Origin of the sequence: Candidatus Kuenenia sp., from assembly GCF_027493735.1 — a bacterium.
Classification (GTDB): Bacteria; Planctomycetota; Brocadiia; order Brocadiales; family Brocadiaceae; genus Kuenenia; species Kuenenia stuttgartiensis_A.
The window spans coordinates 33711-54604 of record NZ_JAOSKF010000008.1 but is presented as its reverse complement, the minus strand read 5'-3'; the positions used below and the strand labels follow the sequence as shown (position 1 = coordinate 54604).

Sequence of the window (20894 nt, the reverse complement as noted above, 5' to 3'; positions counted from 1 at the left end):
GCTAACTCCTGGTAAGAGATAGCAGATGTGAAAAAGGCAAACCAATCGTGAGGTTGGGGCGCAAAGCCATGGGGCTTCGGAAATACCGAAGCTCGCCAGGTCGCCATGTTTGTTAGTTAATCTTTTATTAGGAGCAATAGCAATGAAGCTTTAAGATTCAGCAGAGTAAGTATTTTCTTTTTAATATTTGCGCATGTATTTCTTTTCAGCGAAGAGAATTTTGCGGAAGAAAAAGCATATCAGAATATTTATGGCACTGTTTGGAATGATAAACCATCTGAGGACATCAGCTATGCAAGGCAGATGGGGTATGATTCTATTGCTATAAACCCATCATCAGAAGTGAAAGACTATCACAATAATCCCAATTGCACAGGCCTTAATTATTATCTAATCAACCCACAGTGGTATCCACAGATTTTATCCGGGTATAGCAGGGCGATAGACATTACGAAACCTGTTTCAGAGGAAGCAAAGGAATTTTATAATCAGCGTATGGTATGGAAAAGCCATGAGCCGTTTCCTTACAATCTGGCGACAGGTTATCACTCTGGCGGGTCTTCAGAGCAATTTTACGTAATGTGGGATTTTCAGCAACAGGCGGTTATTGATGAGGTAGTTGAAAATATTATTAGCCTGGCAAAGAGTTATGAGGATACAGGTTTGCCATTCACCTTTGATGGATATATAATTGATGAGCCGAAGCTTGCGGGTGAATTCTACAGATTAGACGAAACGGGGAATAACATATCTGTAGGTTTGTCTTATTGGACAGGGGCGGATTTGGGTTTGGTGCATGACGCCATTACCCATGAGTATGCAACGTATTCAGAGGGAATGGCGGCATTTTACAAGGAATTAAGGGTAAGGCTTTCTCAGGAATTTACGCATCCGAAATGGATTGCTCAGCCAACGTTACTCTATAGTGAGGCGGACAATGATGAATGGATAAATCAGATAAAAGTCCGTGCAGACAAAGATGAGCTAACGCCGGACATGCTAAGCCAGAAAAGCTCACAAAATACAAATTATGTAGATGATGCCAATAATTTTAATGCCGGGGTAAATATTACAAAAGACAAGGTAGGCAACTCCCAAACAAGCGAAGCAGATGAATATAGGAATCGTCTTTTTGCTGCCAAGGCGGGCATTAACGGCGCCTGGTATAATTGGTTTGGGCGGTTTGGCGACACAGGAGATATATCGGGTTTTAAGAGTATTACCGAGGTTTCTCCCCGACTTAAACTCATACGGTGTTTACCCAACTGGGATAATCTTAATAATGTGCCGCTCAGTGAACGGTCATGGGATGGCAGCGTTTATCAGAGTACAAATAGTTATGCGGGTAGTGATGTCATGTATTCACGTCATCCAAAAACAGGGAAATTATTTGCAGTGTTTTTAACGCTGTCTGGGGTTATAACGCTTAATGCAGGTGAGACGGCAACCTCGGTGCAGCGCACTGACGGTTATTTTATTGAGTCAGGGGATGGGAGTGCCGATGTCGGCATTGTTGGTAACGAGATAAGTTTAAAGAGTAAAGATAACATAGGGAAAGGATACATCTTTACCGTATCGGCAGAAGGTACCTGGCCACCAGTAGAGACCGGGTCAGGTACAGATACAGACGGGACATCGGGTTTGGAGGCTTCGGATGAAACAGTAAACGGCAGTGAGTTGACGCATACGACGTTGGTTGAGTACTATCCTGCCAGTGGGTCCCGCAACAGTGTATCGTCAAAAAAGAGGACAAAAGCCATAACCTCTAAACAATCGAGCAGTAGCACACAGACATGGCAGCAGGTAGCAAAAAGAACGCAAGCCCAGAAGACTGCGGGGCTTGCTGGGGGTGAGGGGCAGCAGATGATATTGGGGATTGCCTATGCCCCCTCTAATCCGAACATGGCATATTTTGTTACCGATACCAGTCAGGTTTGGAAGAGTACTGATGGGGGTACAAGTTGGCAGAGAAAAGCGAATGGATTCGGGGCAACCGGTGGTACTTCTGTAGTTTTTGACCCAAAAAATGCAGATATTGCCTATATCACCGGCATGAATGGAAACGCGGGCAGTTGGACGCCATTTGCCGATGTTGTACAGGGTATATTCAGAACCGCAGATGGTGGAAATAACTGGAAATTGGTAAAGAGTGCAAATTTCAACAGAATTACCCGTTCAGATGGTGTTCATATAGCTTTTGCCGGAAACAATATATATGCAGCGCCAATGAAAACCGGTATTTTAAAATCAACGAATGGTGGAACTACGTGGAATTTCTTAACTACATCTGGCGGCGGGAAGATTCTTGATACCTTGAATCTTAATAATATAGCAGCTCATCCTACGGATAACACCATTTTATATGTATCTGCTTCTAATGGATTGTATAAGATTGTGGATAGTGGTGGCTCTGCGACTGTCTCCAAGATAGGAACAGGACTACCTTCAGGCGCAGTATATCAACTGGTGATTGATTCTACTACGCCAAGCACAATGTATGTTGCTGCTAATTCAAAAGGCGTATATCGCTCTACCGATGGCGGGCTTAATTTCAGCGCAAGAAACAACGGTTTATCAACACCCCTTGGTTCTGGCGGACAAGCCAGATACATAGCAATGAGTCCGGTTAATTCCAGCAAGCTAATAATTACTTTTAGGGGTTTATTTGGCAATTATGTGTATCACACCAGCGATGGAGGGGCAAACTGGACAAAGACAACCAATATGGATGAATCAAACGCAGACGGATGGGTGGCCGGCTCCGTATTTGGCTGGACTTCTAATCTCTCAGGTGTTGATAATGACTACTCGCCTATCAGTTTTCATCCAACAAATCAAAATATCGCATTGACAATTGGATGGGGTAATCAGGTTAAGAAAACTACTGATGGCGGTGTTACATGGAAATATTCTAATACAGGTTATACAGGGTCAGCGGTGGGTGACCAGGAATGTTCCACGCCTATTGGTTGGGATTCGACCAACTATAATCGAGCGGTTTTCTCCCAAGGTGATTGGGGGAGTACGCTTACGGAGGATAACGAAGATACCTTCGCATTAAAAGCCACTGTTAGCCATAATAATCGGTACGCAACTGCTGCGGTAGCAATGTATGGGAATATTATTATTGAAGCAGTTGGCGCTACAAATGACGATAGCACTAATGAACAAGTGATAGCTATATCAAGGAACTCAGGAACAAATTGGACTAAAATTGAAAGCACAACCGCTACTTTTAAACTCATTTCTTTTCATCCACAGAACAACAACATTGTATATGCAGGAAAGTATAAATTTACCAATATACAAACAAATAACAATTATACGACGCTTAGCAAGACAGTTGCTAGTGTATTTAGGGGGGATGGAAACATAGTTTATTCATATAGCGGAAGTACTATCTATAAATCTACCAATGGAGGAGCCTCATGGTTATCGGCATCGTATTATCCTTCATTAAACCTTCCGTCTGGATATTATATAAGTCAGATCTCCGTAAGCCCTACAGATGAAAACCGAATTTATGCAGCAGTAGGGGGAAAAGGGATTTATATAATAAACGACACTTATGCCAATGGTGGAACGGTAGTGTTAAAAAATAACGCGAATGGTATTGAATCAGACCAGTTTGGGGAACTAAATGTGCTGACAGTAGCAACAGACCCCAATAACGCAAATGTTGTTTATACAGGCACAAGGGCAAACTGGAAGGGTATGGCAAATGGCTTGTTCCGGTCCTTAGACGGTGGAGAGACATGGACAAATATAACCCAAAATACTTTTGGGACAATGTTTGGTATCTCAAACATAACGGTAAGACCTGACAATAGCTATGTTTATATAAGCTCCTTTGCAGGCACGTGGAAATTGCCGCCGCCGTCATCAACCTCTACTGCCAATACCACCCCTACGGTAACGACGGGGTCAGCAACCGATGTAACAACGAATTCAGCCACATTGAATGGAACGGTGAACGCCGGAGGGTTATCCACAACGTCATGGTTCGAGTATGGTGAGACCAGCGGATCTTATGGTAGTAAATCATCAACGCAGAGTGCGAGTGGGTCGAAAGGTACAACGGTAAGCATTGGTATAAGTGGATTGCCGGCAGGAAAGACTTATTATTACAGGATAGCGGCGCAGAACAGTGCTGGTACGACATATGGGAGTAAAATGTCCTTTACAACATCAAGCGGCACGCCATCAACAAGTACATCCAGCGGATTGCAGGCTTTTTATGCATTTGATGATGGAAGCGGAACGATTGCTACTGATACCTCAGGAAATAACAAGAATGGGACAATTACCGGAGCTGCATGGACAACAGGAAAAAATGGTGGGGCCTTGAGTTTTAACGGTACAAGTAATTATGTATCGATTCCTCCTTTAAACCATGACGAGATATCGGTTTCTGCGTGGTTTTATAGAAATTCAGTAGATACGGCAGAGCCGGATACCATTTTGGGCGGTTGGTCCTGGGATAAAGTAGAAGGATATGGATTGTATTTCAATCAGTATAGTGGTTCGAGAGATACCATACGATTTATAGTAACCAGTAAAACATCCGGAGGTACGAAAACGCAAAAGAACGCTACCAAGGATTTGGTCACTTCGACTGGCAAGTGGTATCACGTTGCCGGCACTTACAACAAAACCACGGGTGAACAGAAATTATATGTAGATGGGCAACTCGTTGATACACAAACACATCCTGCGGGGAATACCATAGTGCCGTATACATATGCATCATATATGGCTATAGGGGCATTAACTTTTAATTATGGCAATATGGATGGGAAAGTCGATGAGGTTCGGGTTTACAATCGGGCATTGAGTGATCAGGAGATGCTGAACGTATATAACGGCAATTAATTTCACATAGGGTAAGCATTGTGCGTCGTAATAGAGACGAAACGTGTCTCGCAGCCCTTTTTAAGGAAACGACTATTGCCGAAGGGCAATAGTCGTTTTTTATTCGCCTGGTGAAATAGACATGCTATGCTAAAGTGGCTTAACTCTTGAAAGTATCATCTGCGAAGTCCTTGGATTCCAAAAGTACCAGCAGCGCCGAACGATTCTTTATCAACGGAAAATCCCGGCTTCTATGGTCAATGCTTAAACCATGTAACCAATTTGTAAAAATGATTGAACGTCAATGGCATGAAAGCCTCGTGTATCTTAGGCGTAAAATAGTAACCCTTTTTTACATGATTTTTGAAATTTTACCCACACAAAACTTAGTAGGCCCCAATAATATCTTGTGCCAGAAGTGGCGCCATGGAAAGACCGCAAATGGCAATGCCAACAATGGTGATACCGTCTACGATTTTATAGGTCTGATCGACGAAGCCGGCATCTATAACCGAGCCTTAAGTGATCAGGAAGTGCAGGACTTATATAATGTATTTACTACGCAAAACACTACCAGCAATTCACAAGCCTTCTACAGATTTGATGAAGGGAGCGGGATGGTTGCAAGCGATTCCTCCGGCAATAACAACGATGGTGATATAAGTGGTGCTGCATGGACGACTGGGAAGAGCGGGGGAGCGTTGAGTTTTAACGGGAATGCCTATGTTGTCAAAACGAACCCCTCTTCAGGACTAAAGCCTTCAACAGAGGTTGCAATAGCGGCGTGGATCAAAACTAGCGCTACAGACACAAATGGAGCGGAGGTGGTGTCCATGGGAGATAGCTATGCCCTGAGGGTTGAGGAAGATGGGAACATAAAGTTTTTCTATTACAACGGTTTCAAGTGGATAAGCACCAAGACTATAGGTGTCAATGTATTGAATGGAACGTGGCATCATATCGTGGTACAAAAAACCAGTACAGCCTTGCAGGTATATGTGGATGGGGTGTCTAAGGCAAGCAGCTCAAGTACGGGTACAATTACCTATACAAAAGGGAACAACCTGTTTATTGGGAGGCATGGCAATGGTGATACCCCCTACGATTTTATTGGTCTAATCGACGAAACCGGTATATACAACAGAGCCTTAAGCGACCAGGAAATACAAAATTTATATACGAATGGTGTAAATTGAAATTGATGTTGGTGAGATTCGCAGGAAATATCAAGTTCTCTCTTTACCTCAAAGGTGCAAAGGATGCAAAGAAGAAAAAATGATGAAAAACTTCAAAGGAGGGGTATCTTTTACATAACTATTCAGTGTAAACACTACCATCAAACACCTGCGTGTTCCCAAACTGGCGTTTGGGAACACGCAGGTTAGGGAAACGCCGGTTTCTCAAAATAAAATCAGTAGATCGTGTTTTGGTAGTTTAAATATATTATGTTGAATTTTTTTTTTTTTTTTTTTTTTTAAACCCCCCCCCCCCCCACCCCAAACCCCCCCCCCCCCCCGAGCCCCGGAAAAGACACGACACAAAAACAAAAAAAAAAAACAAAAAATTTTTTTTTTTTTTTTTTTTTTTATTTTAATTTAAAAAAAAAAAAAAAAAAAAAAAGAAAGAAAAAAAAAAAAAAAAAAAAAAAAAATAAATTTAATATTAAAAAAAAAAAAACCCCCCCCCCCCCAAAAAAAAAAAGAAAAAGGAAACCCCCCCCTTTTTTTTTTTAAAAAAAAAAGACAAAAAAAAAAAAAAAAAAAAAAAGTTTTTTTTTCCCCCCTTTAAAAACTTCCCAATTCAAATCAGGGTAAAAATTAATTATTTCTGCAATATCAAATAGTGATTTAAGCCGGAAAAACCTTTTGCGCTTGGAATTAATACATGCGACGATGAGCATGTCTTCCGGGGACATAACATATACGCTATATCCCATAAAATGAATCTTTTTGCATTACTCCAAATATCCACAAAATCTATGGGCAGTGTTTCTGCGCAATGAATATCATGGTGGCTGAAATAACCACACTCAATCCCCTTTAATCTAATACTATGAATGTACTTTCTTATTTCATTTTCTTCGTTAGTTGTTAATGTCTCTTTTCCCGGTCGTATTATTATATCAAGATCATTCTTATTGACGAGCCACGGATGCGTGTATATAAGCGCATTTAATGCTACCCCCTTTATGAGCATGACATCAATGAATCTTTGATGAAAAAAAGCTAATTCATCTTTCAATGTTTCTTCCCATTTATTTTCTAAAACTTTCCTGGTATAGAGATAGAGCTTAAACTTATTTGCTACATCATCATTATGTGGAATGATACTGCCGTTTTCAGAGCATTTTTGCAAGTTTAAATAGATCAAGGGAGCAACGCTATGGAGTCTTGCCGTAGTATACACTCTTTCCCAGTCGATCTTTTCCCTATTGCACAAATCAAGAACATTTTTCTTGTGTGTATCCAAAAAGTTTTGTCTCGTACAAATGAAAAGAAGTTTGTCTTCAGCTAGCATATTCTTATATCAAATATTTTTATTTTGTTATCCCACCGTACGTATCAGAAGATACCGGAACCAAACAAGCACGAAATACGAAATACGAAAGGTGGAACCACAGATTGCACAGATTTTCAGGGAGGTTTTGCAACCTGAGCCCACCTGAAGTTCTTTGGTTGAAATTTAGGGTGAAGTGTCACTTTGCCCGAAACGAAGCAATCGCTTCTTTCTACTACGTGGAAGAAGCATTATTTTATCACTATCCCTCTTTACTTCCCGCCTTTTAAATCTTAGCCGCGCCGCACAATTCTTCTGCTTTTGCAAGTTTCGCATAATATTGGGTTGCTTTTTTAACGCCTTCTTCAAAGGTGACTTCCGGCGACCATTTTATTTCTCTCCGCGCCTTTGAATGGTCAAGGCTAATATGATCAACTTCTCCGTGACGTTTTTGTCCTAGTATGGGTTCTATGTCTTTGCGTAATGCCCTTCTCACCGCAAGGAATACTTCCATATCAGAGATTTCCTTGCCCCATCCAAGATTATAAATTTCTCCGTTTCCGATATCCCCTAAAACCGCAATGTTCGCTTTTACAATGTCATCCACATAAACGTAATCTCTTGTCTTTGAACCATCGCCAAAAATTGTGGGTTGTTTATTTTGGAGCATTAGTTCGCTAAAGATTGCGACAACGCCCGCCTCTCCATGCGGAGACTGCCGTGGTCCGTATACATTTGGATATCTTAAAATGGTAACGTTCAGGTCGTATAATTTATGGAAAACATGCAAATAATGTTCAACGGTATGCTTGCTTACCCCATAGTGCGATAAAGGTTCCGGCGGAGTGGCTTCATTTGCAGGCAATTGTTTCGGCTCTCCGTAAACAGCGCCTCCGGTAGATGCGTAGATAAATTTCTTAACCCGATATTTATTTGATAACTGGCACAGGTTCAATGAACCAAGTATATTGATATTCGCGTCATAAACAGGCGTTTCTACCGACTTCCGCACGTTCGCATGCGCGGCATGATGATTTACTATTTCCGGTTTTATTTGTTTAAAAACTTCTTCCAGGCTTTTTGCGTCACAAATATCAATATTATAAAACTCTGCTTTCTTATGTATGTTTTCTTCTTTTCCTGTAGAAAGATCGTCTACAACAGCTACGCGATGTCCCTCTTCAATTAACTGGTCTACCAGATTAGATCCAATAAAGCCCGCACCGCCTGTTACAAGTATTTTCATACCATCCCCTTTTTCTATTTGTTGTCCTTATTAACGTACAAGGTAATTCATAATCACAATTGTCTTGCGCAGTCGCATGATGTTTTATTGATAGCAAAACAAAGACCAAAGAGCCTGTATCGGATATTCTAATTCCATTCCGGGAAATATTATTGGTGCACTCCAGATTTTTTGTGACTTCCGTCATGTTTTAATGAAACGTTACAGTAGTGCTAACCCTGACAGGGTTTGGAACCCTGTCAGGGTTGTATAGACGACGGACGACGGACGACGGACGATAGATGAATGCTTAAGATATATGATTCCAGAAAAGCATTCTTCTGCAAAATTTGCGCGATTGTGTGCAATCCCGTGAAGTGAGGGATATTTCTTGTATCACTGCTTGCCGCATAATGTAGGGGACGAAGCATTTGCTATAAACGGTTGCTGTTAGTTCCTCACTTGATTTTAAACCTACAAAATTCATGTAGCGAAACGAACCTCGTCGCACTACAAAGGACAATTTCCAGTTTTAAAATACGGAAGTGTTACAAATTATTTAATCTGCACGATACCTAAACGGGCATGATATGGTTCGTTAAGTTTTATAATGCAACAATTTGAGATGCAACAAATTACATTCATTAATTTTGACGCAAAATTTGCATGATTACTGATTTGTTCGAAATGAATCGTTAAAACAATGTATTGCATATTAATGAAGCAAAGGATTAATACCGAAGAAGGTTGAGAGAATACATTGTTACCGCATTTATTGCGGTTTTGTGGGATGGCGGAAAATACTATTGGTTGATGCTTACAACAGAAATGTTTTGTAAAGAGAACTTAAGTGCCATTTGTCTTTGAAGCACAGGCAATCCCCCATTCTTTCACCCGGTACTCAATCTTTCTGAGGGATATTCCCAGCATCTTTGCGGCTTCCTGTTTGTTGCCACGGGTTAACTGAAGGGTTTTCATGATAAGTTCCTTTTCCGCCTCCTTCCAGGACGTGCCCGGGGCGATGGTGATAGGGGGGATATCCCCTTTTTGCGGTAAAACGCATCCGGGCAGATGTTTTTTCGCTAGCTTATTGCCGGAACATAAAACCATTGTCCTTTCAATCACATTTTCCAGTTCACGTACATTCCCCGGCCAGTCGTAATCCATCAAAATCTCCTCTATTTCCGGGGCAATCCGTATAACTTTTTTATTTAATTTGACGTTGTTCTTTTTGATAAAGTGGTTTATCAGGAGGGGTATATCCGATTTTCTCTCCCGTAACGGCGGCATCGCTATATTTATTACATTCAGGCGATAATACAAGTCTTCGCGGAATTCGTTTTTTTCTACAGATTGCAACAAGTCCTTGTTTGTGGCTGCAATGATACGCACGTTTGCCTTTTTTGTGTCGGTGCTTCCCAGTGGGATAAATTCACCTTCCTGCAACACACGCAATATTTTTGCCTGAATCGATTTTGAGGTATCGCCCACTTCATCCATAAAGAGCGTCCCGCCGTCCGCCTTTTCAAATAACCCTATCTTGTCTTTCATAGCGCCGGTATATGAACCTTTCACATGCCCGAACAAGGCGCTCTCCAGAAATTCATCGGTGAGTGTTGCGCAATTTATCGCAACAAATTCCTTGTTTTTTCGGCTACTGTTCATATAAATCGCCTTGGCGATAAGTTCTTTCCCTGTGCCGCTTTCACCTGTTATTAATATGGTGGCGTCGCTGCGCGCCGCTTTTAACGCTATATTCACCAGATCGCACATCTTTTTTGAATTGCCGATTATGCCTGTACGCTGGCTTAATTCCTCAACGTTGGAAGGCAGGAGATGGTCGGAAATGCTTCTTTGCTGTAGCATCATGCGGTCTAGATTTGCCAATATATCTTCTACTTCGAAAGGTTTTGTGATATAGCTGAAAGCGCCCAGTCTCATTGCCTCAACGGCCATCTCTATTTCACCAAAAGCAGTGATCATTAATATCGAAGGGTCATATAATTCCTTTGCATCTCTCAGCAGGTCCATCCCGCTGATATTCCCGGAAAGCCTGATATCTGATATGATAACCGGGAATCTTTGCTGTTTGATAAGCTCCCACGCCTCTTCTCCAGAGTCGGTTGCCTGTACCTCGATACCATGTTCCCTCAAAGTATTGCAGAGTATTTTTCGGTAAATGTCCTCATCTTCAACAATCAAAACGCGTGCTTTATCCATAGATATTTTTTCCCTGTTTAAAACGATAAACCATTCAAAGAATAGATTAGGAATAAATACGAATCATACTCTACCGCAAGATTAATGCCAAATAGTCTGCGCTAATGTGGTAATTTTGTAGGGGCGTATTACAAATACACCTCTTTGTATTGATGAAAACATAATCACCGCTTTTGTTTGTCAGTCTAACCTCCTCGGTATTATATATATTGTTTAGATATCTTTTCTTTTAACGGCAAAAATATCTTGAATGTTGTCCCCGTTTCTTGTTCACTTTCCGCCGCAATAACACCATTATGCATCCTGATTATTTTGCCTGCGATGCCTAAGCCAATAATTGGTCTTTCAGTTTCCGCTTTTTGTGTAAAAAAGGGTGTAAATATTTTTTTCAGATTATTTTTATGAATATACACTCCGGTGTCGCTTATGGAGATTTCTATTTCGTCTTTATTTGTACTCATACGTGTTTCTATGGTTATTGTGCCTTTAACATGATTACTAATGTGCACAGGTTCTTCCGTTAACGCTTTTATAGCATAAATGGCATTGTAAAAAATATTAGCGAAAACCAACTCCATTTTGCAGATATCTATTAAGACATTAGGAAGATTATCTGAGAGATTAAAAACGATATCGATTTTACTTTCATTAAACATTCGGTAGAGAGAGACTGTTACGTCCGTTATTAAAGCATTTATACAGTATTTTTTTTTGTACAGCGCTACCTGATTCGCAAAATTAAGTAAATTATTAACCGCTTCTTTGCAATGAAGAGACTCTTTTATAGAATTTTCTAGGTATTCGCGCAAATGAGATTCACTGCTTTTCATAGCTTGCAGTTCTCTTTTAAATTCTTTTTCGCAGCCTTCCAAATTATTCATACTTTGTGTAAATTTGTCATGCATCTGACTATGCGTCATATCTCCGCTATTTGAGACTGTAAACGTTCGTAATTCATTCATAGTCCTGGAAATGGAATCAATCTGCATTTCCAAATGATTTAGTGTAATAGCAATCTTATCAAAATATTTCATGCTTTCCTGGGCGCATAGGCTGAATGCGCCTATTGGCGTGTTGATTTCATGCGCTATTTCTGAGGACATCATGCTTAAAATATTTAGTTTTTCCAACTGTGTTGTTTTTTCCTGCAGTTGTTTCTGCGCGTTAATGTTTGTTATATATATGTTTATGAGTCCTTCCTTTGTGATTGGCACAAAAGTCAATGAGAATACGTTTGTGCCATATTCTGATTCTATTACTTTGTATGAATTGGTATTGAAAACATCCATAATCACCTTGTTAAATTGCGCAGGAACATATTCATTTATCTGTCTGTTCCAGAAATTTAAAAACCATAATCCTGCTTTATTGGCATAGGTTATGACACCCTCTTTTGTTATTTGTAAAACAGGGTTTGGGTTTTTATTTATGATATGCGCAAACTTGTTTTGTGATGTTTCGATATCGCTTCGTTTTAGTCTCATGCTATATTCCTTTCTATAGTAGGATTCCTTTCCTTATTGTAAAGGAATTTTATAACAGGTAATGTTCTTTTATAATAAAAGCCCCATTTCCCTTAAACGTTTCTCCTTTTTAAGTAGTTCGTTAAACGGTTGTGATTGAATTTACTCTCTTTTCTCCTTCTTACGAAGGATATGATTAAGAGGTGGTTATGAAATAATATTCACTCTTAATAATATACAATAATATTTGCCTCTGTGTAAATACCCCAAAATGGACTGATACTAAAGGGTGTATAGAGCACATAAACGCTAAGTTAAAATTACGGATTAATTTGATTGTGCAATGTCAGAAGTTCCTGTTTTCCCAGGACATCCGACATCAGAATGAATAACGAATGTTGAACAAGGAATTCCGGATTATGAAGTTGTGAAGTTATTAAACAGGGGTGAAGCATTAACGCTTGTTGTCAGGCTCCGGCTTGGGAACTAGCATTTGTTTTCATAGAACTAAAGTCTTACAATTTTACGAAAAATAAATGTTTTTAGCTATAAATGTATTGCATTGATAATATGGTGTAACTAAAATTAAGCGTCCATCTGAAATAGTACTAAAAAAGATCAGGAGAAGAAATAAAGAACGGAGTGCTACCTTTGAAAAAAGAACCCGATGCAGTGCAAAATACGAGGCAGGCGAAAGAAGAGGAGAATCGTTTTTTTGCAATGGTTAATGCCATTGGCAAACCAATGTTTAGCGTAAACAATGAGGGTGTTTGTGATTTTGTGAATGCTGCCTGTCTCAAAGCCCTTTGTTATGAAGAGAATGGACAAATGTTGGGAAAGAAGATGTATGACTTAATTCATTTCACCGATGAAGAGGGCAACGATATTCCTGTTGAAAAATGCCGGATATATCAGGCGCAAAAACAAGGACGGGAGATACATGGAGCGAATGATTTATTTTTGCGTGCGGATGGCAGCCACATTGCCTTTGAATACACGGCGTATCTAATATATCAGAATGAAAAAATTACCGGTAGCCTTGTGATATTTGATGCTATTAACGAAACAACAAAAAAAACTGTGTATACTGTAAATTATTTAAAAAAGACGCTCGTAAATTTTGTCCATAAAATTAACAACTCATTTGGGGTTGTTTTTATTTGTGTAAAGGAAGTGAAAAGGCTTTTCCCTCAATTTTTAAGAATAAGCATTGTTACCGAAGCAAAGTTTTCTGCTATGAGTGACACATTGCAAAGACTGCGACAAATGATAAATGAGAATTGCCTTTCCGGTGATAAAAGAATAAATGACAGGCTGAATGGTACTATCGCCGAATTGTGCGCCAGCTTTGAAGAATTACGGAAAACGATTGATGACGTAAGCAAAAAAGGAATGAGTATAGTGGAATATCTGGAAGACACAACGAATGTGTCCATGCAGTGTAAGAACCTCATTAAAAGCCTGGTAGCTTTCGTAAGTCAGAGAGAACCGGTAAAAACAAGACACAAAATGAATGATCTGATAAAAGGGGTAATAGATCTTTACGAGTATCAGGCAAACAAGAAGAAAATCGATATATTCTATGCCGGGAATCCTGCCGTTCCCACTATGCTAATTGACGCGAAACAAATTGAATTAGTAATAACAAACATAATTAACAATGCGTTCATGGCTATAGAAGAATTACACGGGATGTCCGCCACTCCGGAACTTCAAAGGGCGGGGACAATTACGATAGAAACCGGTTTTCTTGAAGAAAAAAAGGTGGTGGAAATTCTTATAAAAGATTCAGGGTCAGGTATTGAGAAAGACTTTCTCCCAAAGATATTTGATCCTTTTTTCAGCAAATTTAAAAATAAAAGCGGGCCAGGTACGGGACTGAGCCTGGCGAATAAAATAGTACAGATGCATAACGGTACAATTGAGGTGGAAAGCATAGTTGGGAAAGGAACTGCCTTTAGAATAACACTCCCGTTGGAAGATGAATAATGATATAGTCCAAATAAATCTATGTTTAGACATTTCAATCTTTTTAGTTAAGCAATGAATAACCCACCCCTCAATCCCCTCCCAAGAGGGGACTTATCAAATTCCCCTTTTGGGAGGGGTAGGTGGTGGGTAAAAATGAGTGCCGTTGGGCGTTTGTCTTTTAAAAACCTAACCTAATTTTCTAAAATCAGATTTGTTGTAACACTTTAGTTTTTTGAAAAATGTACTACCTATAAGCTCCGTAGGAGCGGCCTGTTTGTAGCAAAATAGGATATTATAACAGATCGTAGAGACAGGTTTGAAACCTGTCTCTGCAATTAGGAGCGACCTGTCTCTTGTAAATCCATATAAACAGGTCTACCTGAATACGGACAGGCCGCTCCTACGGAGCTATTTACCTTATTGAATTTTATTGCGCTACAAACAGACCGCCCCTAACAGGGCTACATGGTATTTTTTCTATCCTGGGAATTTTTCAAAAAACTAAAGTGTTACGATTTGTTTGACTTCAGGCGGGTTCAGGTTTGCAAACCTGAATCCTCCCCTGGAGATGCCTGCAAGACTATAATGGTATTTTGAGGAATCGGGTATATGCTTAAGAAATCAGAGGTTCATGTTTGTAAACAAAGTGTGAATCTTTTGAATGTTCAACATTACTGTTGCATTTATCACATCTTCGGTTATAGGTATCAATACTAATAAATTTTGCGTTGCAGAGAAGGCAGTGGCGAATCTTCGCGTTCTTATACATATTTTTGATTCTATGATATTTTCTGCTAAGCAGCTTATTTTCCCATTCTTCATTCATAATAATTAACGAGCGATTCGTTATACCTTCTTCGTCTTGCAATGATTCCCATATAAAGCCCCTGCCAGAGTCCTTTTTTCTGTTTATACAATAACTTATAGTTGCCTTGCTTACCCCTGTAAGTTTTGATGCCTCTGTGACAGAAGAAAATATATTCATTACCATGCCGCTTGTTAAATCAATTTGTTTTACTTTTTTTGTTTCCATAGGCTTATTCAGATTTAAAAGGTTTATGAGATTACCCTGTAAGTAGAGATACTTTTAAAAACACTACCGCTCTTAGCAAACAAAATCAGGCAATAAACGTAACAATTTGTAACTATTATTTTTCAAACAACCAAACGTGTACGAATGACAACTATACAATTAACAATTATTATGCCAAATGTTGTTTATGATGAATAAAAGGATATAGGTTGTTTTAATAGTTATATTTTACAGGGGAAATTTTTTTTTAAATTGGTGGGCAATGCCTGAAACTGTGTCTTTCGTCATAGTGTCTGCGCAAGAATTGCAAAAAAGGGAGGAAGTGTCTTAACATATTGCAACATAAAGAGTATTTTTCAAAATAAAGCGGGAAGATGAACAAAATGCGGCTTATTAACCGGTTTTTTAAGTGCAATAATTGCATGGGGGGGAAATATGGTATGAAGCAGGGGTCACGTCCGCATAAGCGCTAAGTTAATTACGGATTAATTTAACCGTGTAAGGTGAGGTCGGAGGTCAGAAGTCCGTGTTTTTAGTAAACTTCCGACCTCCGAATGAATTACGAATATCGAACAAGGAACTTCGAATTGTTAACCCAACTTCGACAAATTTACCCTGAAAAAGGCAAGAAATTGAGCGTATAATAGTCGTAACCTATTGGTATGGTTGAATGTTGCTTTCGGCGTTTAATGTAGTGCCTGAATATTATTGTTTATGCTTGCGGCGCCATTGCTTACATGGTAAAATACCGGTGTGTTTATCCGTGAAAAGATCAAAAAAGTGAATGGCGGGAAGAGCTACATACAACACCAACTCATCGAATCCATTCGCACCCCTTCAGGGCCAAGACAGCAAATAGTCTTAAACCTTGGGCAGCTTAGTCTGCCCGAGGAGAAGTGGAAGACCCTTGCCAATTGCATTGAAGGATTTTTAGCAAATCAAAAAACGTTGTTTCCTCAAGATCCTGAAATAGAGGCGAAAGCAAGGCATTATGCCAGCCAGATAAGACAGGAGCGGTTGGACAGGGCGCAAGAACGTATTACCGGCGGTGAATCAGCAGGGGAAGAACCTGCTCAATACGAGCACGTGAATATTAATTCCCTGATAACAAATGATGCAAAGACCGTAGGCGCCGAACACGTGGCCATAAGCCAAATGAATGAATACGGGTTTGATAAGATATTGCAAGGGCTTGATTTTACAGATGACCAGATTGCCTATTCCAAGATGCTCATTGTGGGGAGAATGGTTCATCCCGGCAGCGAGCGTGATACCGTGCGATGGCTTTCTGAAACAAGCGGGGCGGGAGAGCTGTTGGACTCCGGGGTTAAACTGTATGATAAAGCGCTGCATCGCGCGGCAGTCTTGCTTTGGGAGAATCATGCCGCCATAGAGCAAGAGTTGTCAAAGCGGGCGCGAGAGATATTTTCCCTTAAAGAGACGGTGATTTTATATGATTTAACAAATACCTATTTTGAGGGTAGCAAAAGAGGGAGTAAGGTGGCCCGGCGCTACAAATCAAAAGAGAGCCGTAATGATTGTCCGTTAATTACGCTATCCCTTACCGTTGATGAAGAGGGATTTCCCAAGCAGAGCAAGGTTTTTGAGGGCAATGTGTCGGAGCCTGGTACCCTAAAAGATATTTTGGATGGATTAAAAAAAGAAGACGGTATGTTTTCAAATGATAGAACGATTGTTATGGACGCGGGGATAGCAACGGAAGAGAACATTGCGCTTATCAGGAAGAACGGCTATAAATATGTGGTCGTCTCGCGCAAGAAATCTTTTGAAGATACTTTTTGGCCTGAAACGGACGAAGAGAAGATTATGTTATCAGACGGGAAAACAACGTTGGGCATGAAATTAGTCCGTACTGAAGAAGAGGCATTCCTTTTATGCCACAGCGAGGCAAAAGAGGCAAAAGAGACAAAAGAGAAGTCCATCCTTTCCCTGAAAGAACAAAGGTTTGAAGAGGCGCTCTCGGCAATAAAAGAAGGATTAGAGAAGCCAAAAAGACAGAAAAAAATATGATACGATCATAGAGAGGATAGGCCGGTTAAAAGAACGCTACAAGGTGGGCAATTTATATACGATCAAAGTGGAACAGACGGATGGCAAAGCGACCGATATCAAATTTAAGAAAAATGCTCAGGCGCAAGCAAAGGAAGAAGCCATAGGCACGTATGTATTACGGACAAACCGACTTGATCTTAGCGGGGAAGAGATATCAAAGCTCCATAGGTCGTTGAGTACTGTTGAGGAAAGTTTTAAAACAATGAAAGGCAACCTTGGTTTACGGCCAAACTTTCACCACACAGATACCCCAACCATTGCCCACGTGCATGTCACTGTATTGGCCTATCACATACTTGCCGGGATATTAAAAAAGCTAAGAACCGCAGGGGTTCATTATAATTGGAATACGATTCGTAATATCCTTGCCACCCATATAAGGGTAACAACGACCATGAACACAAAGGACGGCTGCGTTATTGACGTCAGAACCTGCACAGCGCCCACGGAAAAGCAGCACACGATTTACAATAAACTACAACCTAAATCCTGCAAACGATTTTCGCAATGCGAAAATCAGTATTTTCCACTACCAAGATTGGCAAAAAGCGATAACAGATATCCGTTTTTTAGCAATTGTGGTAGCGCTATTGTACTACTTTAAACAAAAAGACATGGGAAATTGTCGGAAACGTGCTCTCTGATGCAATGAAAATCAAGATAGGGATGTACTGTCTCCATCTGCGGTATACTTACCACTCTCAAAAGACTAAAAAAACGAAATACAACGTCGGTTTTCTACTGAAAAACTACATCCAGTGACATGCGTTCCCACTTTTCCCATTCCTCCTGATGGAGAAATTTCTCCGGCAATTTTAATGTCATCTGCCGGCTTCTCTCCACCAGTTTCCCTGCCACACGGATTAACCACAGTCTCATCGTCTTTACTTCCCACTTTTGTATCACTCCACCACTGAGCAATCCCATCCACTTCAAAAGATTATACGCTAACACCGCACACTGAAATAGCGCAGCATTGGCCAAAAATTCACCCGTACGTATGTGCCCCGCATTCATCTGTCCTTTACTCTCTTCTATCAAAGTCTCGCAGGTAGCCCTCTTTCCATAACAACGATGCGCTTCCATCGGACTTAACCGCTCCGTTGTAACGTAACAAAAATACTCATACACGGACACTTCTACTAATTTCTTTTCTCTTTTGACCAATTGCCGCACTGCCACAAAACGTCTCGCACGATCCCACCCTGCACATCGATACCAAAATTCAGCCTGTTCCCATCCTGGCTCCCCTTTCACCTCATTCCATTTCTGCCCTTCAAGCAATCCTTCCAGATTCTTCAGCTTTACCTTAATCAGATATCCCGCCAATATTGACTCAAGGTATTCAAGTAATTCTCCGGTAAAAAAACCGCTGTCTCCCCGAAATACCACCCTTACCCCCTTATTCATGTACGCCATACATTCCTTCATGAACTCTACTACTCCGTTACTCGTGTAGGCGCTTCCACAGCGGAACCAACTATGTAATACCTCCTTTGTTTCTGCAATAAATGCCATTAAGGGATGATACGCCTTCTGCCCCTTCTTGTGCGGATTATATCCTACCTCTGCACCCTCCTGTTTCCCATATACACCATCTACGGTAGAATCAACATCTATCCATACTTCGCAAAGAGCACTCCTGAGTTTATGGCCTGATCTCACCGCACGCTTCCATATCTTTCCCCTAAACCGGTGGATCACCCCCGTCAGTTCCACTATATCTCCCTGACTCGCCAGCTTCATAATACGTCCTATCGTAGTATCTACAGGTACCTCTTTCCACCCGGACATCTTCTTCAATACCTCATCTGTACACACCTTCATCACCTCTACCATCGATGTCGCCCCTGCTATCAACCCTATCACTACCATTTGTACCGCATCGACAAACTGATACCGGGCATTTGCTCCACGATCCTTATGGACCGCTTCATGGACTCTCTCCCGGAACATCAGCTTACCCATAAAATTCAATACCGGTAAAAGCCCTGCATGTACCGTTAAGCCTTTCCCGCTCATCTCTGCCTTGATTTTCGGTTGTCTTTTGCTGTATTTTTTTGCTATATTCTTCATCGAAATGGTGAATCTCCTTTCAGGTGTTTTTTGTTATCAATATACCGCCGAATACCTTGGAAATCCTACCATTTCAATCCTATTCCTGCAACAAGGCTTTGCCTTGTTTGCAGGATTTAGGTACAAATTAAACATACACCATTAGGCAGAAAAAATATAAAATCACCCATGAAAACTCAAAGATGTAGTGCCGAAAAATGAAGGACTAAAGTCGTATCACATTGGCAATAAAAGAGATACGATTTCTGCTTGTCGAAGTTGGGTTAAGTAGTGGCATATTACAGTTTGCCGATTGCCGACAGCCTTTTTTATTAATACACCTCAAGTGAGATAGAGGATATTTCAGGGAATCGTTCACGGATGGCCCTTTCCAGTTTATTGATTTCATTGCCGACGACCCTTACGGTTCTCTCTATGGTGTCAACAAGTATGGGCAAAGGTTCTTCTCCTTGCCGGATGAGTTCCGCATCGGCCTCGACTTGTTTTCTGTCAAACATGATTCCTCCATGAAATTCTATTTCTGCAGTAAGTTTTACCATGTTTGGGCCAAGGATTTGGGTTTTGAGGCTGATTACCTTTTCCACCGATGGGTATATCCCGATAAATTGCCGTATATCCTTCTCCTTTTTCTCACTTACTGCCATGCCAATGAGTAAACGTCCATTCACAAAAGCAAGTAATACCGCCATGATTCCAAGAAATATACCAATTATAATAGAGGCAACGGCGTCAGGCAGGTGACTCTGATATATATGAGACAGCCATAGTCCTGTAAGGGCAGTAACAACGCCAAGTACGGCAATGGAATCTTCGAGCAAGACAGCGGTGATAGTGGAGTCATCTCCGGACAAAACAATATTCCTCAGTGAACGTCTGTCCTGTTTCTTTTTCAATTTTTTATATGCAATAGTCAATACATATCCTTCAACAAAAAAGGACAGCGCAAGGATTGTAATGGACAACCAATATAATTCTGAGCGAAAAGCCTCATGAGGTTTGAAAAGCGAACTGATGCCGTGATAGGTGGTTACGCCAAATCCTACAAAAAATATACCTACTGCTGAAATTAAGTTCCATAGGTAGCGTGAAGAACCTTGTCCCCATGGAAATTCACGGCTCGGACCGCTACGGCTATGTTGTATGCCTACATAGAGCAATATCTGATTTGCCGTGTCGGCGAATGAGTGAATCGCCTCCGCCAGCATTGAAGGGCTTCTGCTAATGAGCCATCCCGAAAATTTGGCGATGGTAAGAAGTAAATTTCCACAGATAGCGGAAAGAACGACTACGACGGAATCATCCTTTACGTATTTCACGAACGGCACTCCCCTTGTTTTAAAAAAATAATTATTTCACCTCCAATAAAGTGTTTTATCGATCTCGTTCCCAAACTCCACAGACTGGGTTAAATGGACAATTTAATCCTATTTCGTAACAGGCATTTCCACCGGGAACGTAGGAATAAGAAAAAAAATTTATGGCTATT

The 20894-nt window shown here is 40.6% G+C and carries 12 protein-coding genes and 1 riboswitch; of the genes, 5 read left to right on the top strand and 7 right to left on the bottom strand.

Annotation, left to right across the window (positions count from 1 at the left end):
* Nucleotides 1-25: 25 nt before the first annotated feature.
* Nucleotides 26-108, top strand: a riboswitch (cyclic di-GMP riboswitch).
* A 195-nt stretch (nt 109-303) separates the two neighbouring features.
* Together M5U24_RS06240 and M5U24_RS06235 are read left to right on the top strand one after the other, a co-directional pair.
* Entirely contained in the window at nt 304-4872 is a 4569-nt protein-coding gene (locus M5U24_RS06240) for a LamG-like jellyroll fold domain-containing protein (protein ID WP_298201873.1), read from the top strand.
* A gap of 170 nt (nt 4873-5042) precedes the next feature.
* A complete protein-coding gene (locus M5U24_RS06235) occupies nt 5043-6047 on the top strand; it encodes a LamG domain-containing protein (protein ID WP_298201871.1) in 1005 nt (334 codons plus the stop codon).
* Between the two features lie 625 nt (nt 6048-6672).
* Here the strand turns inward: M5U24_RS06235 and M5U24_RS06230 are convergent.
* From M5U24_RS06230 to M5U24_RS06215, 4 genes are all read right to left on the bottom strand, one after another.
* On the bottom strand, nt 6673-7320 hold the full coding sequence (locus M5U24_RS06230; RefSeq protein WP_298201868.1) for a nucleotidyltransferase family protein: 648 nt from the start codon (nt 7318-7320) through the stop codon (nt 6673-6675).
* A 313-nt stretch (nt 7321-7633) separates the two neighbouring features.
* Entirely contained in the window at nt 7634-8593 is a 960-nt protein-coding gene (locus tag M5U24_RS06225; RefSeq protein WP_298201866.1) for an SDR family NAD(P)-dependent oxidoreductase, read from the bottom strand.
* A gap of 825 nt (nt 8594-9418) precedes the next feature.
* The gene (locus M5U24_RS06220; protein ID WP_164995199.1) at nt 9419-10792 is read right to left on the bottom strand and encodes a sigma-54 dependent transcriptional regulator; all 1374 of its coding nucleotides are present in this window, start codon (nt 10790-10792) and stop codon (nt 9419-9421) included.
* 200 nt (nt 10793-10992) lie between these two features.
* Complete coding sequence (locus M5U24_RS06215) at nt 10993-12276, bottom strand: ATP-binding protein (RefSeq protein ID WP_164995198.1); 1284 nt, start codon at nt 12274-12276, stop codon at nt 10993-10995.
* A gap of 630 nt (nt 12277-12906) precedes the next feature.
* Between M5U24_RS06215 and M5U24_RS06210 the strand changes: the two genes are divergently transcribed.
* Complete coding sequence (locus M5U24_RS06210) at nt 12907-14244, top strand: ATP-binding protein (RefSeq protein WP_298201863.1); 1338 nt, start codon at nt 12907-12909, stop codon at nt 14242-14244.
* Nucleotides 14245-14839: 595 nt separating this feature from the next.
* Here M5U24_RS06210 and M5U24_RS06205 read toward each other — a convergent pair.
* Complete coding sequence (locus M5U24_RS06205; protein ID WP_298201861.1) at nt 14840-15259, bottom strand: NUMOD1 domain-containing DNA-binding protein; 420 nt, start codon at nt 15257-15259, stop codon at nt 14840-14842.
* Between the two features lie 753 nt (nt 15260-16012).
* Here M5U24_RS06205 and M5U24_RS06200 point away from each other — a divergent pair.
* Complete coding sequence (locus M5U24_RS06200; RefSeq protein ID WP_298201859.1) at nt 16013-17290, top strand: IS1634 family transposase; 1278 nt, start codon at nt 16013-16015, stop codon at nt 17288-17290.
* 43 nt (nt 17291-17333) lie between these two features.
* Entirely contained in the window at nt 17334-17936 is a 603-nt protein-coding gene (locus tag M5U24_RS06195) for a transposase (RefSeq protein ID WP_298201857.1), read from the top strand.
* Nucleotides 17937-18070: 134 nt separating this feature from the next.
* Here M5U24_RS06195 and M5U24_RS06190 read toward each other — a convergent pair whose 3' ends face one another.
* Together M5U24_RS06190 and M5U24_RS06185 are read right to left on the bottom strand one after the other, a co-directional pair.
* The gene (locus tag M5U24_RS06190) at nt 18071-19408 is read right to left on the bottom strand and encodes an IS1380-like element ISCku8 family transposase (protein WP_099323988.1); all 1338 of its coding nucleotides are present in this window, start codon (nt 19406-19408) and stop codon (nt 18071-18073) included.
* Nucleotides 19409-19719: 311 nt separating this feature from the next.
* Nucleotides 19720-20724: a cation diffusion facilitator family transporter gene (locus M5U24_RS06185; protein ID WP_164995194.1), complete on the bottom strand. Its 1005-nt coding sequence runs from the start codon at nt 20722-20724 to the stop codon at nt 19720-19722.
* Between the last annotated feature and the right edge of the window lie 170 nt (nt 20725-20894).